The following is a 24,164-nucleotide window of genomic DNA, read 5'->3' on the forward strand; positions in this document are numbered from 1 at the left end:
ATATTGTATGTTTAAATAATTATAAAAAAGAGGGAGATATTCAGGTTATCCACCAACACGTTTTGCATTAAAACCTTTATTTTTTAGTATATCCATAATTTTATCCCTGTAATTTCCTTGAATAACAATTGAATTTTCTTTTACAGATCCACCTACTCCTAATTTTGATTTGATATCTTTAGCCAATAATTTTAAATCTTCATTTGTACCATTATAATTTTCAAGAATTGTAACCGGTTTTCCATTTCTTCCTTTTTTTTCATATTTGCAAAGAATAGGTTCTTTCTGAAGAAATATTTTTTTTTCTTTTGCTTGTAATTCAGGAAGATCTTCCTGAAACTGATGATCAGGAAATAATTTTTTAAGCTGATCTTGCAAGTCCATTGTATTATATTTTAATGCTAATTTACAATTTATTATTTTTTGTATTGTTTCTTTTTGAAAGAAAGTGTTTTAATAAATGTAATTATATTCATAAAGTAATGATTATTTTTTTTATTTTGAAGTAATTTTTCACAAAATTAAATTTGTTTCCAAGTAAGTTAAAATTAAGATTTTTTCATTTAATGATTTATGAGAAAATAAAGAATACTTAAAATTATTCTTAATTATATAAAATCACTTCAGGGATTTAGAAACTATAAATCATAAAAAAAATTATATTATAAAAGAACATATAATGAAAATTGTTATTTTAGACCAAATATCTAAAAAAATACATTAAATAAAAATTATGAAGTTTAGAATTAAATATCGTAAAACAACTATATAGAAAAATTATCAATAGTTTTATCTTTTTGCCAATTATATTCAATTTCAGAAGCTATAGTATCCGCTATTTTTTCTCCGTGTAAATCAGAAATAAAGCCTAAAACCATATCCATTCCGGAGCTTATTCCGGATGAAGTATAGAATTTACCATCATTATTCCAGCGGGCCTTTTTTAACCATCTGACATTTAAATTATTTGATATTACCCATTGAAATGCTTTTTTATTGGAGGTTGCAATTCTTCCATTGAGAAGACCTGTTTTTGCTAATAAAGCGCTTCCGGTACATACAGTAAGGATGAATTGACTTTTTTGAGATATTTGTAATATATTATTAAGCAATGGTATATTATTTATTTCTTTACGAGTTCCCCAACCACCGGGAATCAAAAATATATCTGTACCTTGTAAAATTTTTTCTAAAGAAACTGTTTCTAAATTAACTCCATGTGAATTTTTTATGATTCCGCCATTTAATGAATAGAAAGTAACAGAATAAACATCTTTAAGTCTTCCAAAAATTTCCACAGGACCAAATACATCTAAGGTTTCAAAATCCTTAAAAAGTAAAATAGAAACTTCTTTCATAAAATCGAAAATTATATGTTTATTATAATTATATAATTTAAATAAAAAAAGCTCATTCTAAAAGATATGAGCCTTTTTATCTTAATTAGCATTTCTTTTGGAGTTTTTTAGCTGAATTTTAACACACATGGCAAATCTACGAAATATAATTTTTAAAAATTAAAATGTGATAAAATTCATATAAAATAAAATTAATAGATATTATATAAAAAAAAATAAATTCTGTTTTTAAATAGCTACTTTACCTTTGATATGTGGGTGAGGATCATAACCTTCAATTGAAAAATCATTATAGGTAAAGTCAAAAATATCTTTGACTTCAGGATTTATTTTTAAAATTGGTAAAGGTCTCGGTTCACGGGTTAATTGTAATTTTACCTGATCTATATGATTCCTATATATATGTACATCTCCAAAAGTGTGTACAAATTCACCTGTTTCTAAATTACAAACTTGTGCCATCATATGTAATAATAGTGAATAAGAAGCAATGTTAAACGGAACGCCTAAAAACACATCTGCACTTCTTTGATAAAGTTGAAGAGATAATTTTCCTTGAGCAACATAAAATTGAAATAAGGCATGACAAGGTGCTAAAGCCATATTAGGGATATCAGCTACATTCCAGGCAGAAACAATAATTCTCCGGGAATCTGGATTATTTTTTATTTGATTAACAATTTCCGAAATCTGATCTATGTGTTTACCATTAGGAGCTCCCCAGCTTCTCCATTGATGTCCATAGACAGGACCTAAGTCACCATTTTCGTCAGCCCATTCATCCCAAATTCGCACTTTATGTTCATGTAAATATTTTATATTAGTATCACCTTTTAAAAACCATAATAATTCATAAATAATAGAACGAAGATGTATTTTTTTTGTGGTAATTAAAGGAAATCCTTCTTGTAGATTAAAGCGTATTTGATATCCGAAAATGCTTATTGTACCGGTTCCGGTTCGGTCTTCTTTAACAGTACCATGATCTAATATATGTTGTAAAAGATTTAAATAGGCTTGCATAATGATATTATTAAGTAATGTAAAAATTATTTATGTGAATAATTTTTGTATTATTTTTAAATTATAGCGTAATTTATATACAATATTTAGAAATATTTACCAATTTAATTTGTATTATATATTTTTGAGTAAGTAAAGTTTAAATTTTTTTTCTAAGTCTTGCCACCGGAATGTTTAGTTGATCTCTATATTTTGCAATAGTTCTTCGCGCTATATTATATCCTTTGTCATTTAAAATTTTCATTAAATTATCATCTGTTAATGGTTTTTTAGGATCTTCTTTTTCAATGACGTTTTGTAATATAGTTTTAATTTCTCGAGTAGATACTTCATCTCCTTCAGAATTTGTGAGGCTTTCAGAAAAGAGATCTTTAATTAGTAAAGTACCATAAGGTGTATTTACATACTTACTGTTCGCTACACGGGAAATAGTAGAAATATCTAATCCGGTTATTTCAGATATATCTTTAAGAATCATAGGTTTAATTAATTCTTCATCTCCGGTTAAAAAATAATCTTTTTGATAATCCATAATGGCTTTCATAGTGACAAACAAGGTTTGTTGACGTTGTTTTACTGCATCAATAAACCATTTTGCAGAATCAAGTTTTTGTTTAACAAACATTACAGCATCTTTTTGTTCTTTTGATTTATTTTCTGTGTTCTTGTATGTATCAAACATCTCAGAATATTCTCTGGAGACTTTTAATTCAGGAGCATTTCTTCCGTTTAGGGAAAATTCTAATTTACCATTTACAATTTTAATAGTAAAATCAGGTATTATCTGATCTGTATTTTTTGAATTATTAGTAAAAGCTTTACCTGGTTTAGGGTTAAGTTTTTCAACTTCTGTAATGGCATCCCTTAATTCATCTTCAGAAATAGAAAATTTCTGTTGTATTTTGTTGTAATGTTTTTTAGAAAAAGCATCAAACATTTCATCAATAATTCTATAGGCAAGCATGACGCTTTTAGTTTGATTGCGAGATTTTAATTGCAATAAAAGGCATTCCTGTAAATCTCTTGCACCAACTCCGGTAGGATCTAATTTTTGAATATAATTAATTAATAAATTCTCAACGGTTTTTATATCTGTATAAATGCTTTGGGTAAAAGCAAGATCATCTACTATAGAACTTAATTGTCTTCTTAAATATCCATCATCATCCAGATTACCTATAATAAAATCAGCAATTTCTTGTTCCTCTTTTGTTAATCTGAATGTATGTAATTGATTTTCTAAATGTTCATGAAATGATTCATACTGGGCATAAGGTATTTCCTTTTCATCATCATCATCACTATAATTATTAGAATGAGTTCGATAAGATGGAATTTCATCGTCGCTTAAATAATCATCTATATTGATATAAGGAGCTTCAATTATTTCATTTTCAGAAGATTCATCATAATCATTTGTATCATATGGATCATCAGAATCATAAAAATCATCTTGCGCATCATTTTCCAGAGCCGGATTTTCTTCTATTTCCTGTTTTACAGCTTCTTCAAAAGCTAAAGTAGGAAGTTGAACCAGCTTCATTAGTTGTATTTGTTGCGGAGATAATTTTAATAATTGTTTTAGTCTTAAATCCTGTTTTAACATAGACTTATTATTTATATTGAGTAATAATTTAAATCAAATTTACATTATTAAATGATAAGATACAAATACGGGTATAATTATTGTATTAATAAATTATTTTATATCAATTTTATTTTTAGTTTGATGATATATTATTAAAAATAGATAAAAATTAATATTTTGAATTTATAATTATATATTTAAATGTAATTTTTATTAATAGTATAGAGTAAGTTAATAATTATAAGATTAATATGTAGTATTTATATTATACTTATTTAACAGAGAATAGAGGATAATAATATAATTTGATGAAAAATTTTAATTGAAAGTTCTTTAAAAATTGAAGTAAAAATTAAGTTATCTTAACAATCTATTATTGTAAAAAACTCATAAAAAAAGATGTCCAATTTGAACATCTTTTTTTTATTATTTCTTTAAAAATCAGCGTTATTTGGAGTCCTAGGGAAAGGTATAACATCTCTGATATTGCTCATTCCTGTGACAAATAAAATCAGTCTTTCTAATCCTAGTCCAAAACCGGAATGGGGTACTGTTCCATATTTTCGTGTATCGAGATACCAGTTTAGTTCTTTTTCATCCATTCCTAATGAATTCATTTTTTGCTTTAGAATTTCTAGACGTTCTTCTCTTTGCGACCCTCCAATTATTTCTCCAATGCCAGGGAATAATACATCCATTGCCCGAACAGTTTTTTGATCTTCATTTAGTCGCATGTAGAAAGCTTTAATTTTAGCCGGATAATCAAATAGAACTACTGGAGATTTAAAATGCTTTTCTACTAAATATCTTTCATGTTCAGATTGTAGATCCACTCCCCACTCGTCAATAGGATATTTGAATTTTCCTTTCTGATTAGCTTTTGATTTTTTAAGAATTTCTACAGCTTCCGTATAGCTTAATCTTATAAATTTATTATTAAGTACAAACTCTAATTTTTCATGTAAATTTTGTTCGGATTTTTCTTCTTTAGGTTTTTGTTTTTGTTCTTCTTCAAATCTTTTATTAAGAAAATCTAAATCGTCTTTACAATGGTCAACAGCATATTGTATACAATATTTTAAAAAATCTTCAGCAAGGTCAATATTTTTTTCCAAGTCATAAAAAGCCATTTCCGGTTCTATCATCCAAAACTCAGCTAAGTGTCTTGTAGTATTAGAGTTTTCAGCCCGGAAAGTAGGTCCAAAAGTATATATTTTCCCAAGCCCCATAGCGGCAGTTTCACCCTCTAATTGTCCGGATACGGTAAGATTGGTTTTTTTACCAAAAAAATCTTGAGAAAAATCTACCTTGTCTTGATTGTCTTTAGGCAGGTGGTTTAAATCAAAATTGGTTACGGTGAACATTTCTCCAGCTCCTTCAGCATCAGATCCTGTTATAATAGGTGTATTTATATAAAAAAATCCATTTTGGTTAAAATACTGATGAATGGCAAAACTCAGTGCATTTCTGACCCTCATTATAGCTGCGAAAGTATTGGTTCTAAATCTTAAATGAGCCTGTTCTCTCAATTTTTCTAATGAGTGTCTTTTAGGTTGTAGAATTGTTTCCTGAACTTCTTCAGGATTTGCATATCCATAAATTTTTATTTTTTTTGCAATTATTTCAATTTCCTGACCAGCACCCTCACTTTCTGTAACAGTTCCTTCTACTCGAATTGAGGATGCGGTTGTAATTTGTTTTAAAATAGTAGGATCAAAATTATTGAAATCTATAACTATTTGAAGATTATTTATTCCTGAACCGTCATTCAAAGAGATAAATCGGTTAGAACGAAATGAACGTACCCATCCTTTAACCGTAACCTCTTCGTGTAGGGCTTTTTTTCCTTTAGATAACAATTGTTTGATACTATAAATTTTCATGGAATTTTTATATATTTTAAGGTGCAAAGATAAATATTTTTGTGTTATTTTTTAGATATAAAGAAAAGATTGAATGATTATTTGGCTATGTTGAGTAGTTATAAATAAAAACTTTCCATTAGATAAATTTTTATTCTAAATAATAAAATACAGTTATTAAAATTTTGTTTTAAATTCCTTTTTGTTAAAGCATTTATAACTGGTAAAGCATTAGGTCTAAAAACGGATTTTTTATTTTAATATTTATAATTTAAAATTATACACAAATTTTATAGCTACATAAATTTCAGTATATCATAAATGTTCTATTTTTTGCATAAAGTTATGCTTATTTTGCACATTTAGAAAGTATGAAATATTTTTATTTATGTATGATGGAAATTGTATCTTCATTCGTATTTCCTAGACTTGAATTATCTTTTGTATCCAATATTTTATTTAATAAGATATTAATAGAATCAGATTTATAAGTATCAGTTTCTACCATCGGGAGTGGATAGTCCCCAAATAGGCTAGTTAATTTAAAAGCAGAATAAACGGAACTTGAAAATTTATTACCTATAGCTATTATGGTTACTTTTTCATCAATAAGATGAACAAAAACAGCATTACTTCCATGCCACCATCCATTGTGATAAGTAATTTTTTTTCCATTTTTAAGAATCTTCATTCTCATACCTAACCCATAGTTTTTTACCCCATCTTTTTCTTTGCTGTAAGGAGTAAACATAAGGTTTAGTAAATCTTTATTTAAAAAGTTTGGGGCATACATAGCCTGGCTTAATCTGAACAAATCTTCGGGAGTGGTATATACATTTTTGTCGCCATATATTAAATCCAAATGATCAAATTTATAAGCTTTTCCATTAGCATAGTAGGAAGGGGTAGCTGTAGCAAAGTCCTTTTTTTGAAAGACATATGAATGATTCATACCTAGAGGTTTAAAAATCATTAAGCTCAAAGCTTCAGGGAATTTCTTTTTAGTAATATTTTCAACAATTAATGCTAATAAAGCAAAATTGGTATTTGAGTATGAAAAATGGGTGTTTGGTTGTGATAAAAGCTCTGGTTTATATGTAGTGAATATTTGTAATATGTCATTATTTGTAAGTTCTTTTTTCTTGTCCCATATCTTAGGATCATCAACTAAATAAGCGTAATTAGGTAATCCGCTTCTGTGGGAAAGTAAATCTTTAACAGAAATTTCGGAATAGGGAAATGAGGGTAATATAGTATTTACTTTTTGATCTAAAGTTAATTTTTTTGCCTCAACTAATTTCAATATAGCTAAAGAAGTAATTACTTTACTTACGGATGCTATATGCATGGGGGTAGTAGAGGTAATAGGATTTTTTAAATTAGCATCGGCATATCCTGTATATTTTTCTAATAATATTGTATTTCCCCTGGCTATTAAAACTCCTCCGCTTAGCTTTTTTCCTTCCCATATTTGAGAAAAGTAATTATTAAGGCGAATTTTAATTAAGTTATCATTAGAGGCATGGTTTTCAGATTGGGTAAAAATAGTATTGAAGTTTATATTATGAAATCCAGGAAAAGTAGTATTTAAAGTATTAATATTTTTATTTGTTGATTTATTACAGCTAAAAAAAGTTAAATTAAGTAAACAAATACAAATAAATAATAACAAGTTTTTTTTGTGCATGGATTTTCTTTTAAAAAATGCAAGTTATAATTTAAAATGTTAATATTTTACTAATGAAATTATAAAAAAAAATAAATTTATTATATCTATGATCATTCATTATTAAATAATTCGTTTTGCAATAAAACAAATATTTTTATTAATTGTACAGGTAAAAAAAATATAGTTTTCTCCACCTTCTTTTATAGAATATTTTTTTTTAATTTGTTCCGTATTTAACGGATAGTTACGATTGATAATATTATATTTATTGTGAATGTTTTTTGAAGGTGAAAAATCAGTTTCAATTATTTCAAAAATTCTTCCTGGAAAGTTCTCAATAAAATTATCCGAAGTATACAGGTGTGTATTTGGGTGTAGTTTTTTCAGATTAAAACGTAGGCTTATAAGTTTAAAAGCTCCAGATTTTAAAATAGAATTGTTAGGCATAAACAAATATTTTTCTAGCGAAGAAAAAACAACATTAGTTATATTTTTTTCTTCATCTTTATAAAAAGAAAATTCAGGTTGAAAAGTTTCCAAATTAAAACAATGTATATGGGGATTTGTATTTAAAGAGGTTTGCGGATTTAATTTAACCAGTAATTCTTTTACTTCATTTTTCACTGCCAGTATATAAATATCTGAAAGGTTAAGCTGCTCAACGGTTTTTTGAATATCTAACAGAGGAGATAATTTAATATATACATTAGTGGATTTATTAGTTAAAATATCACGTATTTGGAGTATATTCGGAAAGAGATCTTCCAATAAAAATTTTTTATTTTTATTTTCGTCTCTGCGCGAAGGGTCTAAATAAATAAAATTAAAAAAATCTTGATTTTGATTTAGAAAATTTTCAGCTGTATTATTTATAAAGTTAATATGAGTTCGATTTAAAGCCTGAAAATTATGAATAACGAGGTCCATTAAATTAACATCAGGTTCTATAAAATAAAATTCTTTTGCATATTCTGAGATAAAATAACTATCGATTCCGGTTCCACCAGTCAAATCAATTCCTTTTTCGCCTTTTATTATTTTTTGTTTAAATAAAGCTGTGCTTTGAGTTGAGGCTTGTTCTAGGTTAATATGTGGTGGATAGATAATATTTTTCTGTTTACTTAAGAAAGGAAATTTCGTTATGGCAATTTTTTTTCCTTGTATTTGTTGAACAATTTCCAGTGAGGTAACATTTTTAAATGGAGATTTTTTTAACCTAATTTCTGATAAATCTGAAGAAAGGTTATCTACTATATATTTTTGCACCTCTTTATCCAATAAATTTTTATTTATCACTTTTTTAATCTGAATTTTTTGCTAAAATACTATATATTTAAGCACTAATTTAATAAATGAGAGATATTATATATTTGTGTTTTTATTAATTTTTACTTTAATATATATAAACTCAATCTATCGATTTATCTGAAATTTAATCAGCAAGATTATCAATATTGCTTTAATTAATGGAATAAAGAGCATGGATGAATAGAAATAAAAAACTACCTTTGTGTTTCTATTTGTACAAAACAACTATTCTATACTTAAAAAAACAAAATATGCTCATGAAAAATTCATTCTTTTACTTAGCTATTATTATTATATTCTTGGTAAGTTGCGATACAACTCCCAAGGTAAGCTCAAAATCTTTTATAATAGACAATCCAACCTCTGCTACTATCACTGTAAAGATAGATGAACAAGATTATAAGATTCCAAGTAATTCATCAGTTACTACAACTTTAGATTTTGGAAAACATTCAATGACATACAATGGAGAGAAAGTTAATTTTTTTGTAAAGCCCAATGATCAAAATTGTATTATAAACCCTACATTGAGTAATTATTATCTTTATCATGAAATTTATTTGGTAAAAGGTGCTGAAAATGTAACTGAAGATAAATTGAAATATACAGATGATTATTTATACCCTTATGTTAAACCAAATGGAGATACTATAAATGTACCTTTCCTCTTAATCAGTAATACATTATTTATAGAGCAATATCAATATTATTGGCATTTTGATATGGATCATCCTTTTGTCGATATAAATAGTAAAGTAGACGAAAAAGAAAAGAAATTGATGGAAGAGTATATAAAAACATTATTTAAATCTAAAATATTTCGTGAGCATGATTTTCTTGAGTATGTGAAAGATAAAGGAATAGATTTACCTGAAGGTTTCATAAAATCAGAAAAATATAAACTTAGTAATTTACCAGCTTATGAATTTATATCCCAAGATGTAATTGACTCTTGTCCATTATTTAAAAATGATTTAAAGAGTATCAAATCCAGCTTTGATTCCCTTCAGATAATGACAGATAAGGCACGTGCATACAAGCTAATATCTTATGAGTTAAACAATCGCCTTAATGATGTAAGAATTGGAGTCATTAGGCAGAATAACCAATCTTGTGATTTTAATAAAATTGATATGTTAACAAAGCGCAAACCTTCATTTGGAGAGATGAATGCTTATATTGTTAAATAAAAGTATGCTATAAGTAAACATTTAAAAGAAAGATAGATAAATCTCCTAAAAAATATTTTTTGGGAGATTTTTTTAATTTTATATGAGAGTTAAAATTAAAAAAGGGGAGAAGTTGACGGATTTTGAGTGTCCTATCTAACCCATATGCTGTTAGTGTATTAGCAAGATTTCGTTTTTCTTTTTTCACTCGTTTTTCACTTTGTTTTGAAAGTGAATTTTAGAGAACTTTTCCTCTCTAAGCGATAGTGTAAAGATAGTATTTCTGTTCTTATATTTAATAATCAATTTTGAAATAATTAAGTGAGTCTTTATATTTATCTTGGGCTGTTAAACATGTATCAATTAAATAACCGTGAGCTTTTTCCCATTCCTGTAATCCCCGATAATAAAACCATTTCAAATCTTCATCAATGATAAAAGGTATCAGGTTATTAGCCAAACATTCCTTAAACATAATGAGGCGACCGACACGCCCGTTACCATCCTGAAAAGGGTGTATACACTCAAATTTGTAATGAAACTCAATTATATCCTCAATCGTTTTACTCTTTTGAGAATGATAACTATTGAGTAATTCTTTCATCGTATTTTGGACTTCTTTGGGAGAACAGGTTTCCATTCCTCCTACTTCGTTAGGTAGTTTCTTATAATCGCCCACCCTGAACCAATCTTTTCGGCTATCCGAGGTACTGGACTTAAGTATATAGTGCAATTCTTTTATAAGCGATTCGGTAAGTTTTGACTTTGCTTTTTCAATAATCAGGTCGATACAACGGAAGTGGTTGGATGTTTCGATTATATCATCCACATTAATAGTTTCGTTAGTTACCCCTATTGTATTTGTTTCAAAGATATAACGAGTCTGCTCTTCGGTTAGCTTACTTCCTTCGATACGATTGGAATTGTAAGTTAAGTCGATTTGTGTACGATGATAGATACCCCCTTTCAGCTTCATATTTTTTTGCTCTTTAAGGATATTGAGCAAAGGATTATCACTGAATCGGCTACTACTTTTTTGTGGTAAAAGGGCATCTTCGGGTATATTCCACGTTTTACCTGTTAAGAAAGCTCCTTTTATTCTTCCTGTCGCACAATAGTTGCGAATGGTTCTTTCTGGTACTCCCCATTTCTCCGCAAACTGACTAACTGATAGATATTGCATAAATCTAATAAATTGCTGTTATCGGCAAGTTTTATTTAAAATTAGCCTTAAATGTAATTTATTTTGCCGATATAGGCAAGTTTTTATACAGCAAAAAAATAAGTTTGGTATATCTTCTTATAGGATTTTATCTATCTCTTGAGCCCAGCCATCTTTATGTACTATTCGCATTTTTTGCAAATTTCCATCAAGGATTTCTTTTTTTGTCAATTTAGTAAGTTCTTCCCAATCTTTATCAAATACATAAGTAGTATTACCCATCTTTGAACTTTCAAAAATATAGATTGATTTTTCGGGAAAGCCGAAAACAGTGTAATCATAGAAACCACCCTCGCCAAATGCAAGAAAGGATGGATTCTTAGAAGTAATCTTTTCTATTCGATGTTGAACAACAGGTCTATTTCCTTTGGGTAACCTTTCTATTCTATCTTTAATAATAGGTTCAACCTGACTCCAAGGATATTCTCCTTTCGGTAGAATTTTCCAGTTTAACCTTAATACTTGAGGACTTTTTATGATATGTAAATCGGAATTCAAAATATCACATTCTCCAAATAGTTCCAATAACAAATTAATAGCATGCTTATTAATTTCGTAATTATCAACCTTTTTTACAAGTTTGTTTACTAATAAAACTTTCGATTCATTTATATTTTCAATTTTAAGTTCAAGACTAGGTGGTTCAATAAAATCCCTTTGGTATCTCTCTCTTCTAATATAAACAAACTTGGAATGTTCATCACCAAGCCAGTCTGTCCATGTCCAAAGTCTTTCTATATAGTATTCTTCTTTGGGAAGATCTTTTCTGCACTGATGCCTATTTGCATATTTTCTCTTTCACCAGCAATTTGTTTTTCCTGTATTTTGAGTTGGTCGGTTATACTGCTATTCTTCATCGTATTGTAATATTCAAAGCTTTCTGTTAGTTGTCTATCATAGCCGAATAGCCTGTCAAAACCATACTCTGCCTGCTGGAATAAATTCGTTCGGTCAAATCCTCCTTTTATAGCTCCTTCCTTGGTGTTCCTGTGGTTAGTTAGCGGACTTATCTTAATTTTGTTAGATTGGCCTTTACGGCTGACAATCAAATGACAGTGCATATTATTCTGATTATTACTCTCTGACCTTGTACTATTCCTATCAAAATGTATCTTTCCGTAAAACTTTATATCTTCTGATTCTAAGCCTTTGTTAAAGTTCTTGGCATATTCGGGTATAAAGATTTCTCGGATATATCTTTTCATGGCTTCGGTTTGTTCTTGTTCGGTGTTACCCATTGCCCGAAGTTCTTTTTCCGATGGGCTTACATGGATAGCGTAAAACTTCGCATCCGTTTTTAGTAACTGACCTATATTCTTGTCTATATCTTTTATAACCTGTGATTTATAGATGTTATCATCCGTCAGATTGAAAAATCCCTCTGTGTAGATTCCCTGCTTCATTCGTTCTATATCTTCATGTTCGAGGTAATTGCAGAGTTGTCGGCTACTGCCTGCATTGTTGTATGTACCTTTCGATGGTGGTGGAAAGTCGATGTTCATCTTACTGGCTGTTTATCAGATTGGTTATCTGTGATTTTAGATTTTCCTTCTTCTTGCTATCCATTACTCCACAGTTGGATAGCTCTATATACAGATAGATTATTTGCTCTATCTTCTTATTGCCCTGCTTGAAAATCTTGGATAAAGAGTTGATAGCATTGGCATGGTTATTCAGTACATCATTCTGGCTCTTGAAACTGTTGCCGATAACTTCGGATAGTTTAGCCAGTATATTGCGATTGTCCTGTATATTTTCTGCTAAAGAATCAACTAACCCTTTTGATATTGTATCGAATTTTGTAGTGATTGAATGACTTGTGCGTATCATGGGATTGAGTTGTTCTTCTTCATAGTGTCGGATAAAACGGATCAGGTCATCCTGCCGTTTATTTATTTTCCGAAGTTCTGCTTTTGTCGATTCGGGTGTTTCGCTTGGATTGATACTTGCTTTATCTAAATACACAAAAGCCAGTTTTACAACTTCTCCCTTTTTCAGCGAATAGCGTTTACATATCTTTTCCACCAGTTTATTGGTTTCGCTGTCGATAGCTATCGTAGTAAATATAGTTTTGCGATGTTGGTTTGCCATAGTTATAACTATTTTATAGTTATTCGTATATTTAACCTGCTTAAATAGAATTGTTTGTCAATTCTTATTATAGCAGGTGTTATAACAGCATGTTTTAATAACATGCTAAAGCCGAAGGCTTTGCCCCGAAGGGCAAGAGGCAGAACAGGACGAAGTCCGGTTCCCTCTTGCTGAAATTTAGCGAAAACAAAAAGAGCGGTCGAGCGATGTTGTTTTGCTAAATACGGAGCGGTTACTCGAAGGTGTTGATAATAAACAACCTTCGTCATTTTACAATATTCAGCTTAAAGCATAGAACGCAGAATCATTCCTCTTTCCTGTCCTGACTATCCTCTTTCGGATGCTTTTTCTCAAACTCTTGGAAAGTTTGCAAGTCCATATGTTCTTGAACAAAGTTCCGAACATCGGAAGTTCGATAATAGGTTTTATGACCTATTGAAAAGTAAGGTAGTTTACCTGCTGTCCGTTACCTTTGGAGTGTCCTGTAACTTACTTTCAGGAGAAAAGCCAAGTCCTGATTGTCGAGAATCTTTTCATCATCGGTAAATACTTCTTTAGTATTGATAAGTGATTTTAGGTCTTGCCCTATATCTGTTAACTTCTTGGATAGTTTTTCCATCCAGTTTAAAAAGTCCTGATTGTTTAAATACATAATATTCTGTTTTTGAAATTAATATTCTTATTAATTCCAATCGATTGGTAAGGCAAAGCTCAGCAGAACGAAGCAAACAAAATAGGGGAATCCCTATGGACTCCCCTAAATTTAGCTTGTATAATTCTGTATATTAATATTATACAAGTTCATTATTTTTCATCTTTCTATATGTCCCTATTTCTGCGTTCCCTAATAATCAAGTGCATTAGTCAGATTGCAAGTCTTTCGGTTGAATACCCTGCTTTTGGATTTATAGGCATCTCCAAAAGTGAAGTTGAAAGCTTCTGCTAATGTGTTGGCAATATGGATATAGGGAACTGGCTTCCCTGTTTCATCCAGAAACTGGTTGGATAATTTAAATGCAGAAGTAAACTCTCCCATACTATCAATCCCCAAGCATTTCGGCTTAGGGATAAAATAGATTTTTGGATTTTTAGGGGCAGAATCTTCTTTTGGAAAACAAAAGCGTTGATTTTGGGCAATTTGCAGCTTCAGCAATCCAATTTCCGATTCTAGTAACCATATTGTTTTCTGACAATACAGATTTTTAAGCGCATTTTTCCCCCTGCTCGTATAAAATTTGTGTTTGTAGTGCTTGGAACTCGATACGAGTCAGGTTTAACAACCGAAACAGTTGTGTATAATCTGTTTCTGATTGAGTTTGGGTCTTTACTTCGTCTACAAGTTCTACATAGGCACTTTGCATTTCTTCATTCGGCACTGGTGAGGGCTCAGCCAATAAGCTGAAAAGCCTCGTTGTTGTAAGATCATTCATAAGCATAGTTTAAATTGTGAATAAATAGGATTCTATATTGGCTATTTCGTGTATGCTGAATGAATCTAGCTCCAATCTTTATAAAAATCAAATATTCTGTAAAAACGTAATGTATTCATGAGCATTTTCATCTATCCTACTATTTGTCCCATTATGCTCTGCTCCATAAAAAGCAAATAGAGGTTTATAATCAGCCCTGACATATTTAAATGTTATCTCAAAGGGTACTGTGAGTTGCTCTAATGTATATTGGTATCTTCCTGTGGCTTGGTAATCTTCCTCATTAATACCTGCTGTGATAGCTAGTGCTACTTTCTTTCCGGCTAATTTATATTCACTATTTCTGCCATAAGCCCAGCCATGTGCTAAAACTTCATCTAACCATTTTTTGAAAAAGGGTGGACAATTAAACCAGTAAAAGGGGAATTGGAATATTATCTTGTTATACTGTTCCAATAACTTTTGTTCTGCTTGAATGTCTATTCTTTCGTCAGGATATAACTGATGAATATCGTGTAGGACATAATTCTGCGGATATTTTTTTAATTCATCAATCCAACGTTTATTTATGATTGAGTCTTTCAGATTAGGGTGAATAATTACTATTAACGTTTTCATGGTGTTGCTTAATTATTTAAATTTTGTTCTAATATAAATTTCAACCAAAGGTATATAACAAACTACATTTTTCGTATATTAGCATCTAATTGTATGGTACTATCAAAAATGTAAGTAATGTCTAAAATTAAAGAAACATCAACACATTGTGCAAATAAGAAAAGTATGTCCGAAGAGTGTGCAGAAGTATATGCTGCAAACCTAATCGGTGGACAATGGACTTTGGTTATCTGCTGTCATTTATTTAATGGAAAAATGCGTTTTAGTGAATTAAAAAAGAGTATTCCTGATATAACAGAACGAATGTTGACCCTTCAATTACGTAAAATGGAAAATAATGCTTTGGTCAAAAGAACAGTTTATGCAGAAGTTCCACCTCGTGTGGAATATGAATTAACTCCAATTTGTTTAGAACTTAAACCTATTTTAGACCACTTACTGGAATGGGGCAACAAACACAAAATGTCAAAGAAGTTATAATATGTTTATATAAGAAATCCACTTTTTAGATATTTATAATGAAATAACAACTTTACCAACAGTATGCCCAGATTCCATCTGTCGGTGTGCTTCCTGAATTTCGTTGAATGAAAAGACCTTATATATATGTGATTTTATAATTTCAGACTCTAATAATTTTGCTATTTTTCCGAGGTCACTACCATTTGATTTTACAGCCATAAATAGACTTCCTTTAAAATCTTTTTCAAAAGCAACTTTTTTAGACTTTTCGGTAAGATTTGAAGGTAGATTTATTATTGTTCCACCTGATCTTAAAATATTTAGTGATTTTCCAAAGTTATCTCCTCCTTGTGTTTCTAATATAAATTCAATATCCTCCAGCACCTTCTCAAAATCTTGTGTCTTATAGTCAATAACGTCATTAGCGCCGAGTTTATAAACAAAATCTTTATTTTCTGTGCTTGTTGTACCTATTACATAGGCATCCATATATTTTGCAATTTGAACAGCGTAGTGACTAACACCACCAGAGGCTCCATGTATTAATACCGTCTCTTTTCCCCTCAATAAGCCATATTCATTGAATGCTTGCCATGCAGTTAACGCAGCCATTGAAGATGCAGCAGCTTCATAGTGAGTTATATTATTAGGTTTGAGAGCAATTTGGTCAAAGGGTGCTGCGACATATTCTGCATACGCATTTCCGACTCCTGGAAAATTAATCATTCCAAAAACTTCATCACCAACTTCAAATTGGTTAACAAATTGTCCTTTTGCAACAATTTCTCCCGACACATCCCATCCCAAGACTATCGGATTCTGTTTTATAAATTTATCTACCTCAGCTCCACCTTGTCTTGTTTTTACATCTACGGGATTTATACTAAATGCCTTTACTTTAACCAATACATCTTGGTAATTTATTTGAGGAACAGAGATTTCCTCTTGAGCTAAATTGGTTATTTCACCAAATCCTTTTAATACTATTGCTTTCATTTGATAATAAATTTTTACTTGAAAACAAAAATATACCATTATAATGCTATTTAAATTGTATATATATGCGCTAATTCGGCATATTTACTACATGAAAAAAGAAAATATATATAAGCCATTTGAGATTATTTATGAAAAAACAAACCATTGTCCAATAAAAGATCGGGTTTTCAATTTTTTCGAGTTTGTTTATATCCGTTCGGGAAGTGGAGAGCAAAATATAAAAATGAATAAAAGTAAATATGGCACAGGGGATTTATTTCTAATATCACCCGATGATTGTCATACCTTTGATGTTAAGTCTACGACAGAGTTTTTATTGATAAAATTTAATATAACGTATATCAGGAGCACCAATTGGTGTTTGAATAATAAGTCTCAATTAGAATATATCTTGAGTAATGTGAATAATGCAACAAATGAGATAATAAAAATTGATGTAGATAAATATATTATTCAAAATATTTGCGAAGCTATAGTAAAAGAGCATGCAAATGAAAATTTATATAGTCAAGAAATTATAAAACAGCTAATTAATAGCTTGATATTACTTGTTGCACGAAATATATCTGCCTACATTCCTTCAGTAATAAACGAAAATACAGATAAGAAAATTCAGGATATCTTACACTATATACAGAATAACATAACTAATCCCGACAAAACCAGTATACAAAATATAAGTAACCATTATAATATTTCGGAACAATATCTTAGCCATTACTTTAAAAAGCATACCAACCTGACCATTAGAGAATATCTAATTCGTTATCGCTTAAAGATGCTTGAAAACAGATTATTATACAGCGAATACAAGATTTATGAAATAGCTGATGAATTTGGTTTTACGGATGAGAGCCATCTGATAAAATTTTTCAAACAGCATACTGGAAGTACTCCGAGTAAATTTAGAAAGGATAGATTGATATCACGATAAATACTGAAAGACTGAATACTATTTTTTCTTTTCAACTGATAAACCACCCATTTAAAAAGAGAATAATAAAAGCAAGGTTTTATCAAATAATACTCTTTTGAAAAAAGGAAGATTATTTGCACAAACTCGTCAGAGCCTGACCTTGCTGAATTATTCTCTTAAAATATCTTCGTGTTCAGATAAAAGAAAACTTACTTCGCTTGCTTATAATACTCCTGAAAAGCATCGAACTCACTTCTGACCTTATTTACTTCAACATAAATCTTTTCGTTCAGTATCTTAGCGTAAATCTGTGTTGTAGTGATGTTTGTGTGTCCGAGCATTTTGGAAACACTCTCTATTGATACGCCTTTGGTCAGCATAATTGTCGAGAATGTATGTCGCCCTGTATGCGTTGTCAACCTTTTGTTTATGCCACACAGTGAAGCAATTTCCTTCAAATATTCGTTCATCTTTTGATTGGTGTGCATGGGGAGCAATTTATCAGTACCTAATCTTCTGTATTTTCGGATAATGCTCAAAGGAATTTCCAATAATGGGATATTGGCTTCTACATCCGATTTTTGCCTGCTTAGACGTAACCACTTTTGCCCGAAACCATCTTCGTAAATATTATCGGTAGTCAGATTAACAACATCTATGTAGGCGATGCCCGTGAAGCACTGAAAAGCAAAAACATCTCGTACTTCTTCCAATCGTTAACAATCAAATTTCTTAGATAGGAGTTTCTTAATTTCAGGCTCAATTAAAAATTGTTTATGCACAGGTTTATACGAAAGAGTCATATCATCAAAAGGATCGTGAGTAATATACCTATTCTTTAGAGCGTTGATTATAATTTGTTTTAGATAGCGTAAATGTTTTACTGTTGAGTTATGACCGCAATCGCAAACTGATTTCAGATAGACCTCGTAATCGGTGATAAACTGAAAATCTACATCCCTTATTTGCAAATCATCTTTCTTGTATTTATGCAGTATAAAATCGGCAACACGTTTACGTGTAGCCAGATATTTAGATAGGGTGGTATCTCGGATTGTTTTACCGACAAGGCTTCGTTTTTGTTCTACTTTGATGTCATACAGAGAAAGAACTGTATTTTTCCGAATTTCTTTACCTAAATAGGTGTCACGAAGTTTGTCAGCGGTAACATAACCGTCTTTTTCAAGAATAGCTTTATAATGCTTGTCTAAGGCTATCTTTATTTTATCTAAAGCATCATTGATTTGCTGAGCTTCTTTTGTTCGTCTGATTGCCCTGCCTGTTTGGCTCCACATTTCAGGCTTTACAAATTGCAGGGAACTGAACTCTGCTTTGTCTCCACTGATAGAAATTCGGACACTAATAGAGGCTAATCCGTTGCTGTTTACTCTTTTTCTTGTCAAAAAGAGGATTCGATAGGTACTGTTCATAACTCAAAATTTTCACGATTCGACAAAATTATTGACTATCGCTTAAAGATTCAGCACCCCGAATAAAGCCAAGTTAGGTCATTGTAAGTCATTTATTACCAGTGAGTAATTTGACAGAAAGTGAACAAAACGAAGTTGAAATTTTTGTTCACTTATTTTTCACTCAACTACTGTCTTTCGATGACTTTTATTGGCTTCGGCGAAAAAGAAAAAAGTCTGTTAATTTACTGACTAACAGACTTTATGTCTTTAATTGGCTTTTCCTGTCTTTTTAGGGCTTTACCGTTTTGTGGGCGTTCCTCTTTCTAGAAATTTGGTAATGTTATTTCTCCTCATCTTGCTTATTTTTTTTACGATATACCATATATATCGCAATCACAATAACGATACCAACAATAAAACCAATTTGGCTCATATTTTTACATTTATATTCTTCTTGCAACCAAAGAAGCTGTTATTAAATAAAAAGGAAGCGAGTTGCATCCATATTTAGTAATTATCGCTAAAGACCAGAATACATAAAGATGAGAACACATATTTTAAAAATTTTTTAGTAAGGCTGTGAATATCTAATTGTTTAAAATCATGCAATTTTAACTAAATAAGGCACTTCTTATTTTCAATATATTTCCTTAAAAACCCATCAAATGTAATTATTTTTATTTTCATATAGAAAGATTCATTTTCTATTTTATTTATTTTTTGAAATATAATTAAATAAATTTGATCTTAAATGTGTATTAAATCGAATATAAATAATATCTATATCTTTTTTTAACATAATATTTATATTATTTAAATGTAAAATACATTATTGTTATATTATATATATTTTAATTTATTTTATCTATATATACTTTGAAAAAAATCTTGAAAAGGATACAATAACAATAAAAAAATCTATTGTTCTTTCAAAAGTTTTTTATCGAACACATTGGTTTAATTTTTACATACTTACCAGAAATCGAAATTGATATTGTGTATTTGTCACCTAAAAAATTAATCAATTTTATACTTAGTGTATATAAATTAAAAATTATGTAACTTTTCGTTTTTCGTAGAAAAGGAATACAAAATATATTAAAAACATAATCTTGGTTTTAATTTAATTATTAATACTTATTTATTTTTTAGGAAAATCCGGTCTTTGCATTTTATATCTACTTGAAGAGAGGACTTCTAAAAAGGATTCTAAAGCTTCAATTTCGTCCTGGTTTAAATTTAGAGGAATTATAAGAGAGTCAATTACCGGATACATAGGATCTTTAAGTTTTTGTTCTTTAGTAGGATTATTTATTAATAGAGTATTATTATATAAATTAATGATGCCTGTTAAATTATCCATAAAGCCATTGTGCATCCAGGGCCGAGTAAGTAGTAAATCTCTCAAAGACGGGGTTTTAAATTTACCAACATCCTTAGGATCTTTTGTGGTTTCATATAACCCTAAATCCTCAAATTCTCTTTTATAATAAGTAAGACCAATGTTGTGAAATTTTTCATCAGTAAAATATTTACCATAATGGCAGTTCATGCATCTTGCTTTAGTCCTGAATATATGCATACCATATATTTCTTTATCTGTAAGTGTAGAATAATTACCTTTTATAAACTTATCAAACCTGCCGGGCTGACTTTTTATAGTTCTTTCAAAAGCTGCTATGGCTTTGGTAATACGTTCATAAGTTATTTTTTCATTTCCGTAAGCATTTTTAAAAAGACTTTTATACCCTTTTATTTTAGAAAGTTTTTTTACCACTAGGTCTTTATTAAAGCTCATCTCATTATGAGCTTCCAAAGGACCCGCTATTTGTTCCTCCAGGCTAGAAGCTCTACCATCCCAAAACATTTTATCTTTGAAAGCAGAATTGTATAGAGAAGGTGCATTTCTTCTTCCCAATTGATGGTCGTGCCCTAAAGAAACACTACGGTGGTCTGTCCATCCTAATTCCGGATCATGGCAACTGCTACAAGAAATTTGATTGGAGGAAGAAAGTTTAGGATCAAAAAATAGCATTTTACCTAAAATAACTTCCGGTAGTTCCTGAGTTTCATAGAAAAGTGTGTCTATTTCAAGCGGTTCAAATTCTTTCCATGGAATACCTTTATCTATAAAAGGAGAAGGCCACTTTTCCAAAGGTTGTTTATAGCTTTCTATAATTTCTTTTATATCAACTGTATGACTTTTATAATTATAAAAGCAGAAAAGGATAACTATTAATAAAAATATTTTTAAGAATATGCTCTTTAGGTTTTTCATGTCTGTTTTACATTTAAAAAACTAATCCTAAACTTATTGATTGTGAATAATTAGGCTTTTGGTGATAGAATGTATATTGTAAGGATTGGTCTACAAACAAGTTTAGATTAGAAATTTTGAAATATACTTTTACTTGTAAGTTTGTTTTGAAATAATTTGAAGATTTAAATTCAAAATCATCTTTGAGCTGTTTTTGAAAACTATCATGGATTCCTGTCATTTTTAATTTATTTTCGGAACTTAAAGATTCTTTCCAGCTTACAGCGGATGAAATAAAAAAATGAGTTCCCGAAGTAAAAGATTTATTTAGTCCCAGGTTTATACCCCAAGATATGTCGGAAAATTCTTGATAAGAATAGGGGTAAACATATTTTTCTTTTTCATTTATTAAATTAGTGAAGGGGCTGATAGAGTAGGAGCCGTTAACAATTTTTCTTGAATATAAAAAAGATAGATTTAGGTCGCTTTTTTTATGGGAATATTGTTGTTTTTTATCTATACAATCCATGTGCGAACCTAAATCTATGTAATAAAATTCTGTACCGGTTCTTTCTTTATAAGTGCCGTTTATACTAATCCCTAAGGTATAATTAATACTTGGGTCAAATAATTTTATTAAGGAAATATAATAAAGATTTTCTTTAATCTTAGAAAGTGTTAGTTTACTATTGGTGTTTTCTTCTACTTTTTTATTGTTGAATCTTTCAATATTTGCAGAAAAGAAAAAATTCTTTTTTTCGGAATTAAAAAATTGAATTCCACCTCTGTAAGTATTACCACTAAAACTAGTATTAAAAACTTTTCCTGTAAAGAGATAACTATAGTTGCCCAGTCCTAACATCTGGTAAAGTACAGGTTTACCTACAAGACTGGCAAATTTAACATCATTGCTTTGAGTATAATTTTTAAATCCCATATTAGCCGAAATAGTATATTGAGGTAAGATATTTCTACTGTACCCCAAATCAATATCTAAATCTGACACCAGATTCTTGGGTCTGGGATCTATATCTCTATATTCTTGTTGAGCTTTGTAACGTCCGAAAATACCTAGTATATTTTTTCCGGATTTATAAGAATAACCACCTTCAAAAAAATAAGTTTCGTTATTTAAATTTCCTCCAATGCTATCTGCTGATATATAGGGATATATATTTTCTAGGTCGGAATTTTCATTTAAAACTACTTTTTTTATAACATTTTTCGAATAAAAGGCTTTTCCCCAAACTATGTGTTTTTGGGGAGATAGTATTTGGTATGATTCTACTTCTACTTTTATGCCTTCTAAACCTTTTCCTTTATTAACCTCATAATATTTATTTGAATTTTGAATATGATATTCGCTAAATATCTCTGAGAAAGAAAAATTTCTGTAATAAAACATATTGGCCGGATTTTTTTCTATTTGATATCTGTAAAAATTGCTCCGGAAGTCATATTTATCAGTCAAAGTAAGTTGTAAAGTATCTATAACTTGCCCAAAGCAAGATATACTTACCAATAATAAAATAACAAAATATGTTTTATTCCTATATGTCATATTTGTTTACTTTTTTAATGATGGTTTTCCTGATTTAAAATCTTTTTTAGAATTATTGGTATCTTGTAATATTTTATAAGGTATTTGGGTAGTAACTATTCTGTTTACACTCTTTCCGTATCTGGATTCATCTCCTTCATGAAGGCTGCAAGTTGTCCATCCGCTATCTAAAGAAGTTGATGTTAAAATCCAATCTGGATCTTTACCATTACTTAAATTAACAGCATCTATAATCCAATTATTGGGAATAGCCATAGCATCTCCATCCATAAGAAAACCAAATTCATTATATGTATAATGGTAACTATTTTCTGCAAGAAAAGTTTCTTTGGACATATTTTCCGGTAGACGAGCAATCACGTAGCTCCTAACTCCTTTTTTATCAATAGATACAGAATTAAACAATTCCGAAGTGTTAGGTACTTGTGGATTGTCTACACTTTCATCATCATAAGGACTATACATTTCAAAATTTGCAGAACTTAAATTGATATAATTTTTATCTATTGCATTATGATTATTAGCACTTTCTGCTATTACTATGGAAGATCTTGGTGGAATAGGATAATCTTTCCCTTTACCAGGTAAAATAATTATGCCTCCGGCCGCAAATTTTTGTTCCATAATATTAGGAGAATAGTCATTTTTATCATTAGTTGTAAATTCTGATTCAGCTAAAAGTAATCCGTCAGCATATACTACATAATCCGAATTGTTGTATAGCTTAAAGTATCGGTCGCCAAAGTATGGGATTCCTGTTAGCGAGTTTTTACTACCCGTATAATAAATTTCTTCAAATATTAAATCTCCTTTTTGGGTTATGGATTGATGTACAGAAAGTTCTATTATTTGATTTTCTCCTGTAATAGATATGGATTCTAATATGCCGGTTAGTTTAATTGGGGCTTTATCATTGTCAATAACTCCTTCAACGGATATTTTATAATTTCCGCTGATGAGATCGATATTTAAAATTGGAGATTTACTTTCTACTTGGGTTTCTATTCCTGAATTTATTTCTTTAAATGAGACAATAAAATTTACAGGAGATGAAATATCTATTTCTTGAGGATAAGATAGTCTTAATTCTACTTTTGTTTTGCTATTTGAAGAAATATCCATATCATCATCTGAAGAACAGGAAAAAAAAAGTAAAATAATTACTATATTAAATAGTATTTTGTTAATTAATTTCATAGATTTATTTATTTAATGTTAT

General features: G+C 29.6%; 23 protein-coding genes. 3 read left to right on the forward strand and 20 right to left on the reverse strand.

Going from position 1 to position 24,164, the window contains the following annotated elements:
• Window positions 1-45 precede the first annotated feature (45 nt).
• From C4S77_RS04590 to C4S77_RS04620, 7 genes are all read right to left on the reverse strand, one after another.
• On the reverse strand, window positions 46-384 hold the full coding sequence (locus C4S77_RS04590; RefSeq protein WP_105246409.1) for a translation initiation factor: 339 nt from the start codon (window positions 382-384) through the stop codon (window positions 46-48).
• A 380-nt stretch (window positions 385-764) separates the two neighbouring features.
• The gene (locus C4S77_RS04595; RefSeq protein WP_105246411.1) at window positions 765-1,358 is read right to left on the reverse strand and encodes a DJ-1/PfpI family protein; all 594 of its coding nucleotides are present in this window, start codon (window positions 1,356-1,358) and stop codon (window positions 765-767) included.
• 228 nt (window positions 1,359-1,586) lie between these two features.
• Entirely contained in the window at window positions 1,587-2,381 is a 795-nt protein-coding gene (locus tag C4S77_RS04600; RefSeq protein WP_105246413.1) for a thymidylate synthase, read from the reverse strand.
• A gap of 139 nt (window positions 2,382-2,520) precedes the next feature.
• Window positions 2,521-3,987, reverse strand: coding sequence for an RNA polymerase factor sigma-54 (gene rpoN, locus C4S77_RS04605; protein WP_105193106.1), 1,467 nt, complete (start codon window positions 3,985-3,987; stop codon window positions 2,521-2,523).
• A 416-nt stretch (window positions 3,988-4,403) separates the two neighbouring features.
• A complete protein-coding gene (gene asnS / locus C4S77_RS04610; protein WP_105193104.1) occupies window positions 4,404-5,852 on the reverse strand; it encodes an asparagine--tRNA ligase in 1,449 nt (482 codons plus the stop codon).
• 361 nt (window positions 5,853-6,213) lie between these two features.
• Window positions 6,214-7,518 (reverse strand): serine hydrolase domain-containing protein, encoded by a 1,305-nt coding sequence (locus C4S77_RS04615; RefSeq protein WP_105246415.1) that lies wholly within the window; start codon window positions 7,516-7,518, stop codon window positions 6,214-6,216.
• Between the two features lie 102 nt (window positions 7,519-7,620).
• Window positions 7,621-8,796: a class I SAM-dependent methyltransferase gene (locus C4S77_RS04620; protein WP_260209441.1), complete on the reverse strand. Its 1,176-nt coding sequence runs from the start codon at window positions 8,794-8,796 to the stop codon at window positions 7,621-7,623.
• Between the two features lie 269 nt (window positions 8,797-9,065).
• Here C4S77_RS04620 and C4S77_RS04625 point away from each other — a divergent pair, with 269 nt between their 5' ends.
• Window positions 9,066-9,998 (forward strand): hypothetical protein, encoded by a 933-nt coding sequence (locus C4S77_RS04625; RefSeq protein ID WP_146106046.1) that lies wholly within the window; start codon window positions 9,066-9,068, stop codon window positions 9,996-9,998.
• Window positions 9,999-10,272: 274 nt separating this feature from the next.
• Here the strand turns inward: C4S77_RS04625 and C4S77_RS04630 are convergent, their stop codons facing one another.
• The 7 genes from C4S77_RS04630 to C4S77_RS04670 all read right to left on the reverse strand — a co-directional run bounded on the left by C4S77_RS04630 (window position 10,273) and on the right by C4S77_RS04670 (window position 15,338).
• Window positions 10,273-11,160, reverse strand: a complete 888-nt coding sequence (locus C4S77_RS04630) for a Fic family protein (RefSeq protein WP_105246419.1) — start codon at window positions 11,158-11,160, stop codon at window positions 10,273-10,275.
• 117 nt (window positions 11,161-11,277) lie between these two features.
• Window positions 11,278-11,697: a hypothetical protein gene (locus C4S77_RS04635; protein WP_146106047.1), complete on the reverse strand. Its 420-nt coding sequence runs from the start codon at window positions 11,695-11,697 to the stop codon at window positions 11,278-11,280.
• A 236-nt stretch (window positions 11,698-11,933) separates the two neighbouring features.
• Window positions 11,934-12,701, reverse strand: a complete 768-nt coding sequence (locus C4S77_RS04640) for a DUF5712 family protein (RefSeq protein WP_221405089.1) — start codon at window positions 12,699-12,701, stop codon at window positions 11,934-11,936.
• A gap of 1 nt (window position 12,702) precedes the next feature.
• On the reverse strand, window positions 12,703-13,290 hold the full coding sequence (locus C4S77_RS04645; protein WP_105246422.1) for a BfmA/BtgA family mobilization protein: 588 nt from the start codon (window positions 13,288-13,290) through the stop codon (window positions 12,703-12,705).
• 844 nt (window positions 13,291-14,134) lie between these two features.
• Window positions 14,135-14,443 carry a hypothetical protein gene (locus tag C4S77_RS04660; protein ID WP_105246426.1) on the reverse strand — a complete coding sequence of 103 codons (309 nt, stop codon included), beginning with the start codon at window positions 14,441-14,443 and terminating at the stop codon, window positions 14,135-14,137.
• Window positions 14,444-14,492: 49 nt separating this feature from the next.
• Window positions 14,493-14,720 carry a hypothetical protein gene (locus C4S77_RS04665; RefSeq protein ID WP_221405090.1) on the reverse strand — a complete coding sequence of 76 codons (228 nt, stop codon included), beginning with the start codon at window positions 14,718-14,720 and terminating at the stop codon, window positions 14,493-14,495.
• Window positions 14,721-14,807: 87 nt separating this feature from the next.
• A complete protein-coding gene (locus C4S77_RS04670) occupies window positions 14,808-15,338 on the reverse strand; it encodes an NAD(P)H-dependent oxidoreductase (protein WP_105246430.1) in 531 nt (176 codons plus the stop codon).
• Between the two features lie 117 nt (window positions 15,339-15,455).
• Between C4S77_RS04670 and C4S77_RS04675 the strand changes: the two genes are divergently transcribed.
• A complete protein-coding gene (locus C4S77_RS04675; RefSeq protein WP_105246432.1) occupies window positions 15,456-15,818 on the forward strand; it encodes a winged helix-turn-helix transcriptional regulator in 363 nt (120 codons plus the stop codon).
• A gap of 33 nt (window positions 15,819-15,851) precedes the next feature.
• Here C4S77_RS04675 and C4S77_RS04680 read toward each other — a convergent pair whose 3' ends face one another.
• On the reverse strand, window positions 15,852-16,796 hold the full coding sequence (locus C4S77_RS04680; RefSeq protein ID WP_105246434.1) for an NADP-dependent oxidoreductase: 945 nt from the start codon (window positions 16,794-16,796) through the stop codon (window positions 15,852-15,854).
• A gap of 91 nt (window positions 16,797-16,887) precedes the next feature.
• Here C4S77_RS04680 and C4S77_RS04685 point away from each other — a divergent pair, with 91 nt between their 5' ends.
• Complete coding sequence (locus C4S77_RS04685; RefSeq protein ID WP_105246436.1) at window positions 16,888-17,733, forward strand: AraC family transcriptional regulator; 846 nt, start codon at window positions 16,888-16,890, stop codon at window positions 17,731-17,733.
• A gap of 191 nt (window positions 17,734-17,924) precedes the next feature.
• Here the strand turns inward: C4S77_RS04685 and C4S77_RS13180 are convergent, their stop codons facing one another.
• The 5 genes from C4S77_RS13180 to C4S77_RS04705 form a co-directional block, all read right to left on the reverse strand.
• Window positions 17,925-18,428 carry a site-specific integrase gene (locus tag C4S77_RS13180; RefSeq protein WP_221405091.1) on the reverse strand — a complete coding sequence of 168 codons (504 nt, stop codon included), beginning with the start codon at window positions 18,426-18,428 and terminating at the stop codon, window positions 17,925-17,927.
• 3 nt (window positions 18,429-18,431) lie between these two features.
• A complete protein-coding gene (locus tag C4S77_RS13185; protein WP_221405092.1) occupies window positions 18,432-19,145 on the reverse strand; it encodes a phage integrase SAM-like domain and Arm DNA-binding domain-containing protein in 714 nt (237 codons plus the stop codon).
• 1,123 nt (window positions 19,146-20,268) lie between these two features.
• A complete protein-coding gene (locus C4S77_RS04695) occupies window positions 20,269-21,405 on the reverse strand; it encodes a cytochrome-c peroxidase (protein ID WP_105246438.1) in 1,137 nt (378 codons plus the stop codon).
• Between the two features lie 13 nt (window positions 21,406-21,418).
• Complete coding sequence (locus tag C4S77_RS04700) at window positions 21,419-22,945, reverse strand: DUF6850 family outer membrane beta-barrel protein (RefSeq protein ID WP_105246440.1); 1,527 nt, start codon at window positions 22,943-22,945, stop codon at window positions 21,419-21,421.
• A 6-nt stretch (window positions 22,946-22,951) separates the two neighbouring features.
• A complete protein-coding gene (locus C4S77_RS04705; RefSeq protein WP_105193092.1) occupies window positions 22,952-24,142 on the reverse strand; it encodes a DUF4876 domain-containing protein in 1,191 nt (396 codons plus the stop codon).
• Window positions 24,143-24,164 lie beyond the last annotated feature (22 nt).

The organism is Apibacter adventoris, from assembly GCF_002964975.1.
In the GTDB taxonomy this organism is placed as follows: Bacteria; Bacteroidota; Bacteroidia; order Flavobacteriales; family Weeksellaceae; genus Apibacter; species Apibacter adventoris.

Coding starts and splice junctions, on each gene's coding strand:
- C4S77_RS04590 (WP_105246409.1), bottom strand. CDS start 384: ATGGACTTGCAAGATCAGCTTAAAAAATTATTTCCTGATCATCAGTTT.
- C4S77_RS04595 (WP_105246411.1), bottom strand. CDS start 1,358: ATGAAAGAAGTTTCTATTTTACTTTTTAAGGATTTTGAAACCTTAGAT.
- C4S77_RS04600 (WP_105246413.1), bottom strand. CDS start 2,381: ATGCAAGCCTATTTAAATCTTTTACAACATATATTAGATCATGGTACT.
- rpoN (WP_105193106.1), bottom strand. CDS start 3,987: ATGTTAAAACAGGATTTAAGACTAAAACAATTATTAAAATTATCTCCG.
- asnS (WP_105193104.1), bottom strand. CDS start 5,852: ATGAAAATTTATAGTATCAAACAATTGTTATCTAAAGGAAAAAAAGCC.
- C4S77_RS04615 (WP_105246415.1), bottom strand. CDS start 7,518: ATGCACAAAAAAAACTTGTTATTATTTATTTGTATTTGTTTACTTAAT.
- C4S77_RS04625 (WP_146106046.1), top strand. CDS start 9,066: ATGAAAAATTCATTCTTTTACTTAGCTATTATTATTATATTCTTGGTA.
- C4S77_RS04630 (WP_105246419.1), bottom strand. CDS start 11,160: ATGCAATATCTATCAGTTAGTCAGTTTGCGGAGAAATGGGGAGTACCA.
- C4S77_RS04640 (WP_221405089.1), bottom strand. CDS start 12,701: ATGAACATCGACTTTCCACCACCATCGAAAGGTACATACAACAATGCA.
- C4S77_RS04645 (WP_105246422.1), bottom strand. CDS start 13,290: ATGGCAAACCAACATCGCAAAACTATATTTACTACGATAGCTATCGAC.
- C4S77_RS04665 (WP_221405090.1), bottom strand. CDS start 14,720: ATGAATGATCTTACAACAACGAGGCTTTTCAGCTTATTGGCTGAGCCC.
- C4S77_RS04670 (WP_105246430.1), bottom strand. CDS start 15,338: ATGAAAACGTTAATAGTAATTATTCACCCTAATCTGAAAGACTCAATC.
- C4S77_RS04675 (WP_105246432.1), top strand. CDS start 15,456: ATGTCTAAAATTAAAGAAACATCAACACATTGTGCAAATAAGAAAAGT.
- C4S77_RS04680 (WP_105246434.1), bottom strand. CDS start 16,796: ATGAAAGCAATAGTATTAAAAGGATTTGGTGAAATAACCAATTTAGCT.
- C4S77_RS04685 (WP_105246436.1), top strand. CDS start 16,888: ATGAAAAAAGAAAATATATATAAGCCATTTGAGATTATTTATGAAAAA.
- C4S77_RS13185 (WP_221405092.1), bottom strand. CDS start 19,145: ATGAACAGTACCTATCGAATCCTCTTTTTGACAAGAAAAAGAGTAAAC.
- C4S77_RS04695 (WP_105246438.1), bottom strand. CDS start 21,405: ATGAAAAACCTAAAGAGCATATTCTTAAAAATATTTTTATTAATAGTT.
- C4S77_RS04700 (WP_105246440.1), bottom strand. CDS start 22,945: ATGACATATAGGAATAAAACATATTTTGTTATTTTATTATTGGTAAGT.
- C4S77_RS04705 (WP_105193092.1), bottom strand. CDS start 24,142: ATGAAATTAATTAACAAAATACTATTTAATATAGTAATTATTTTACTT.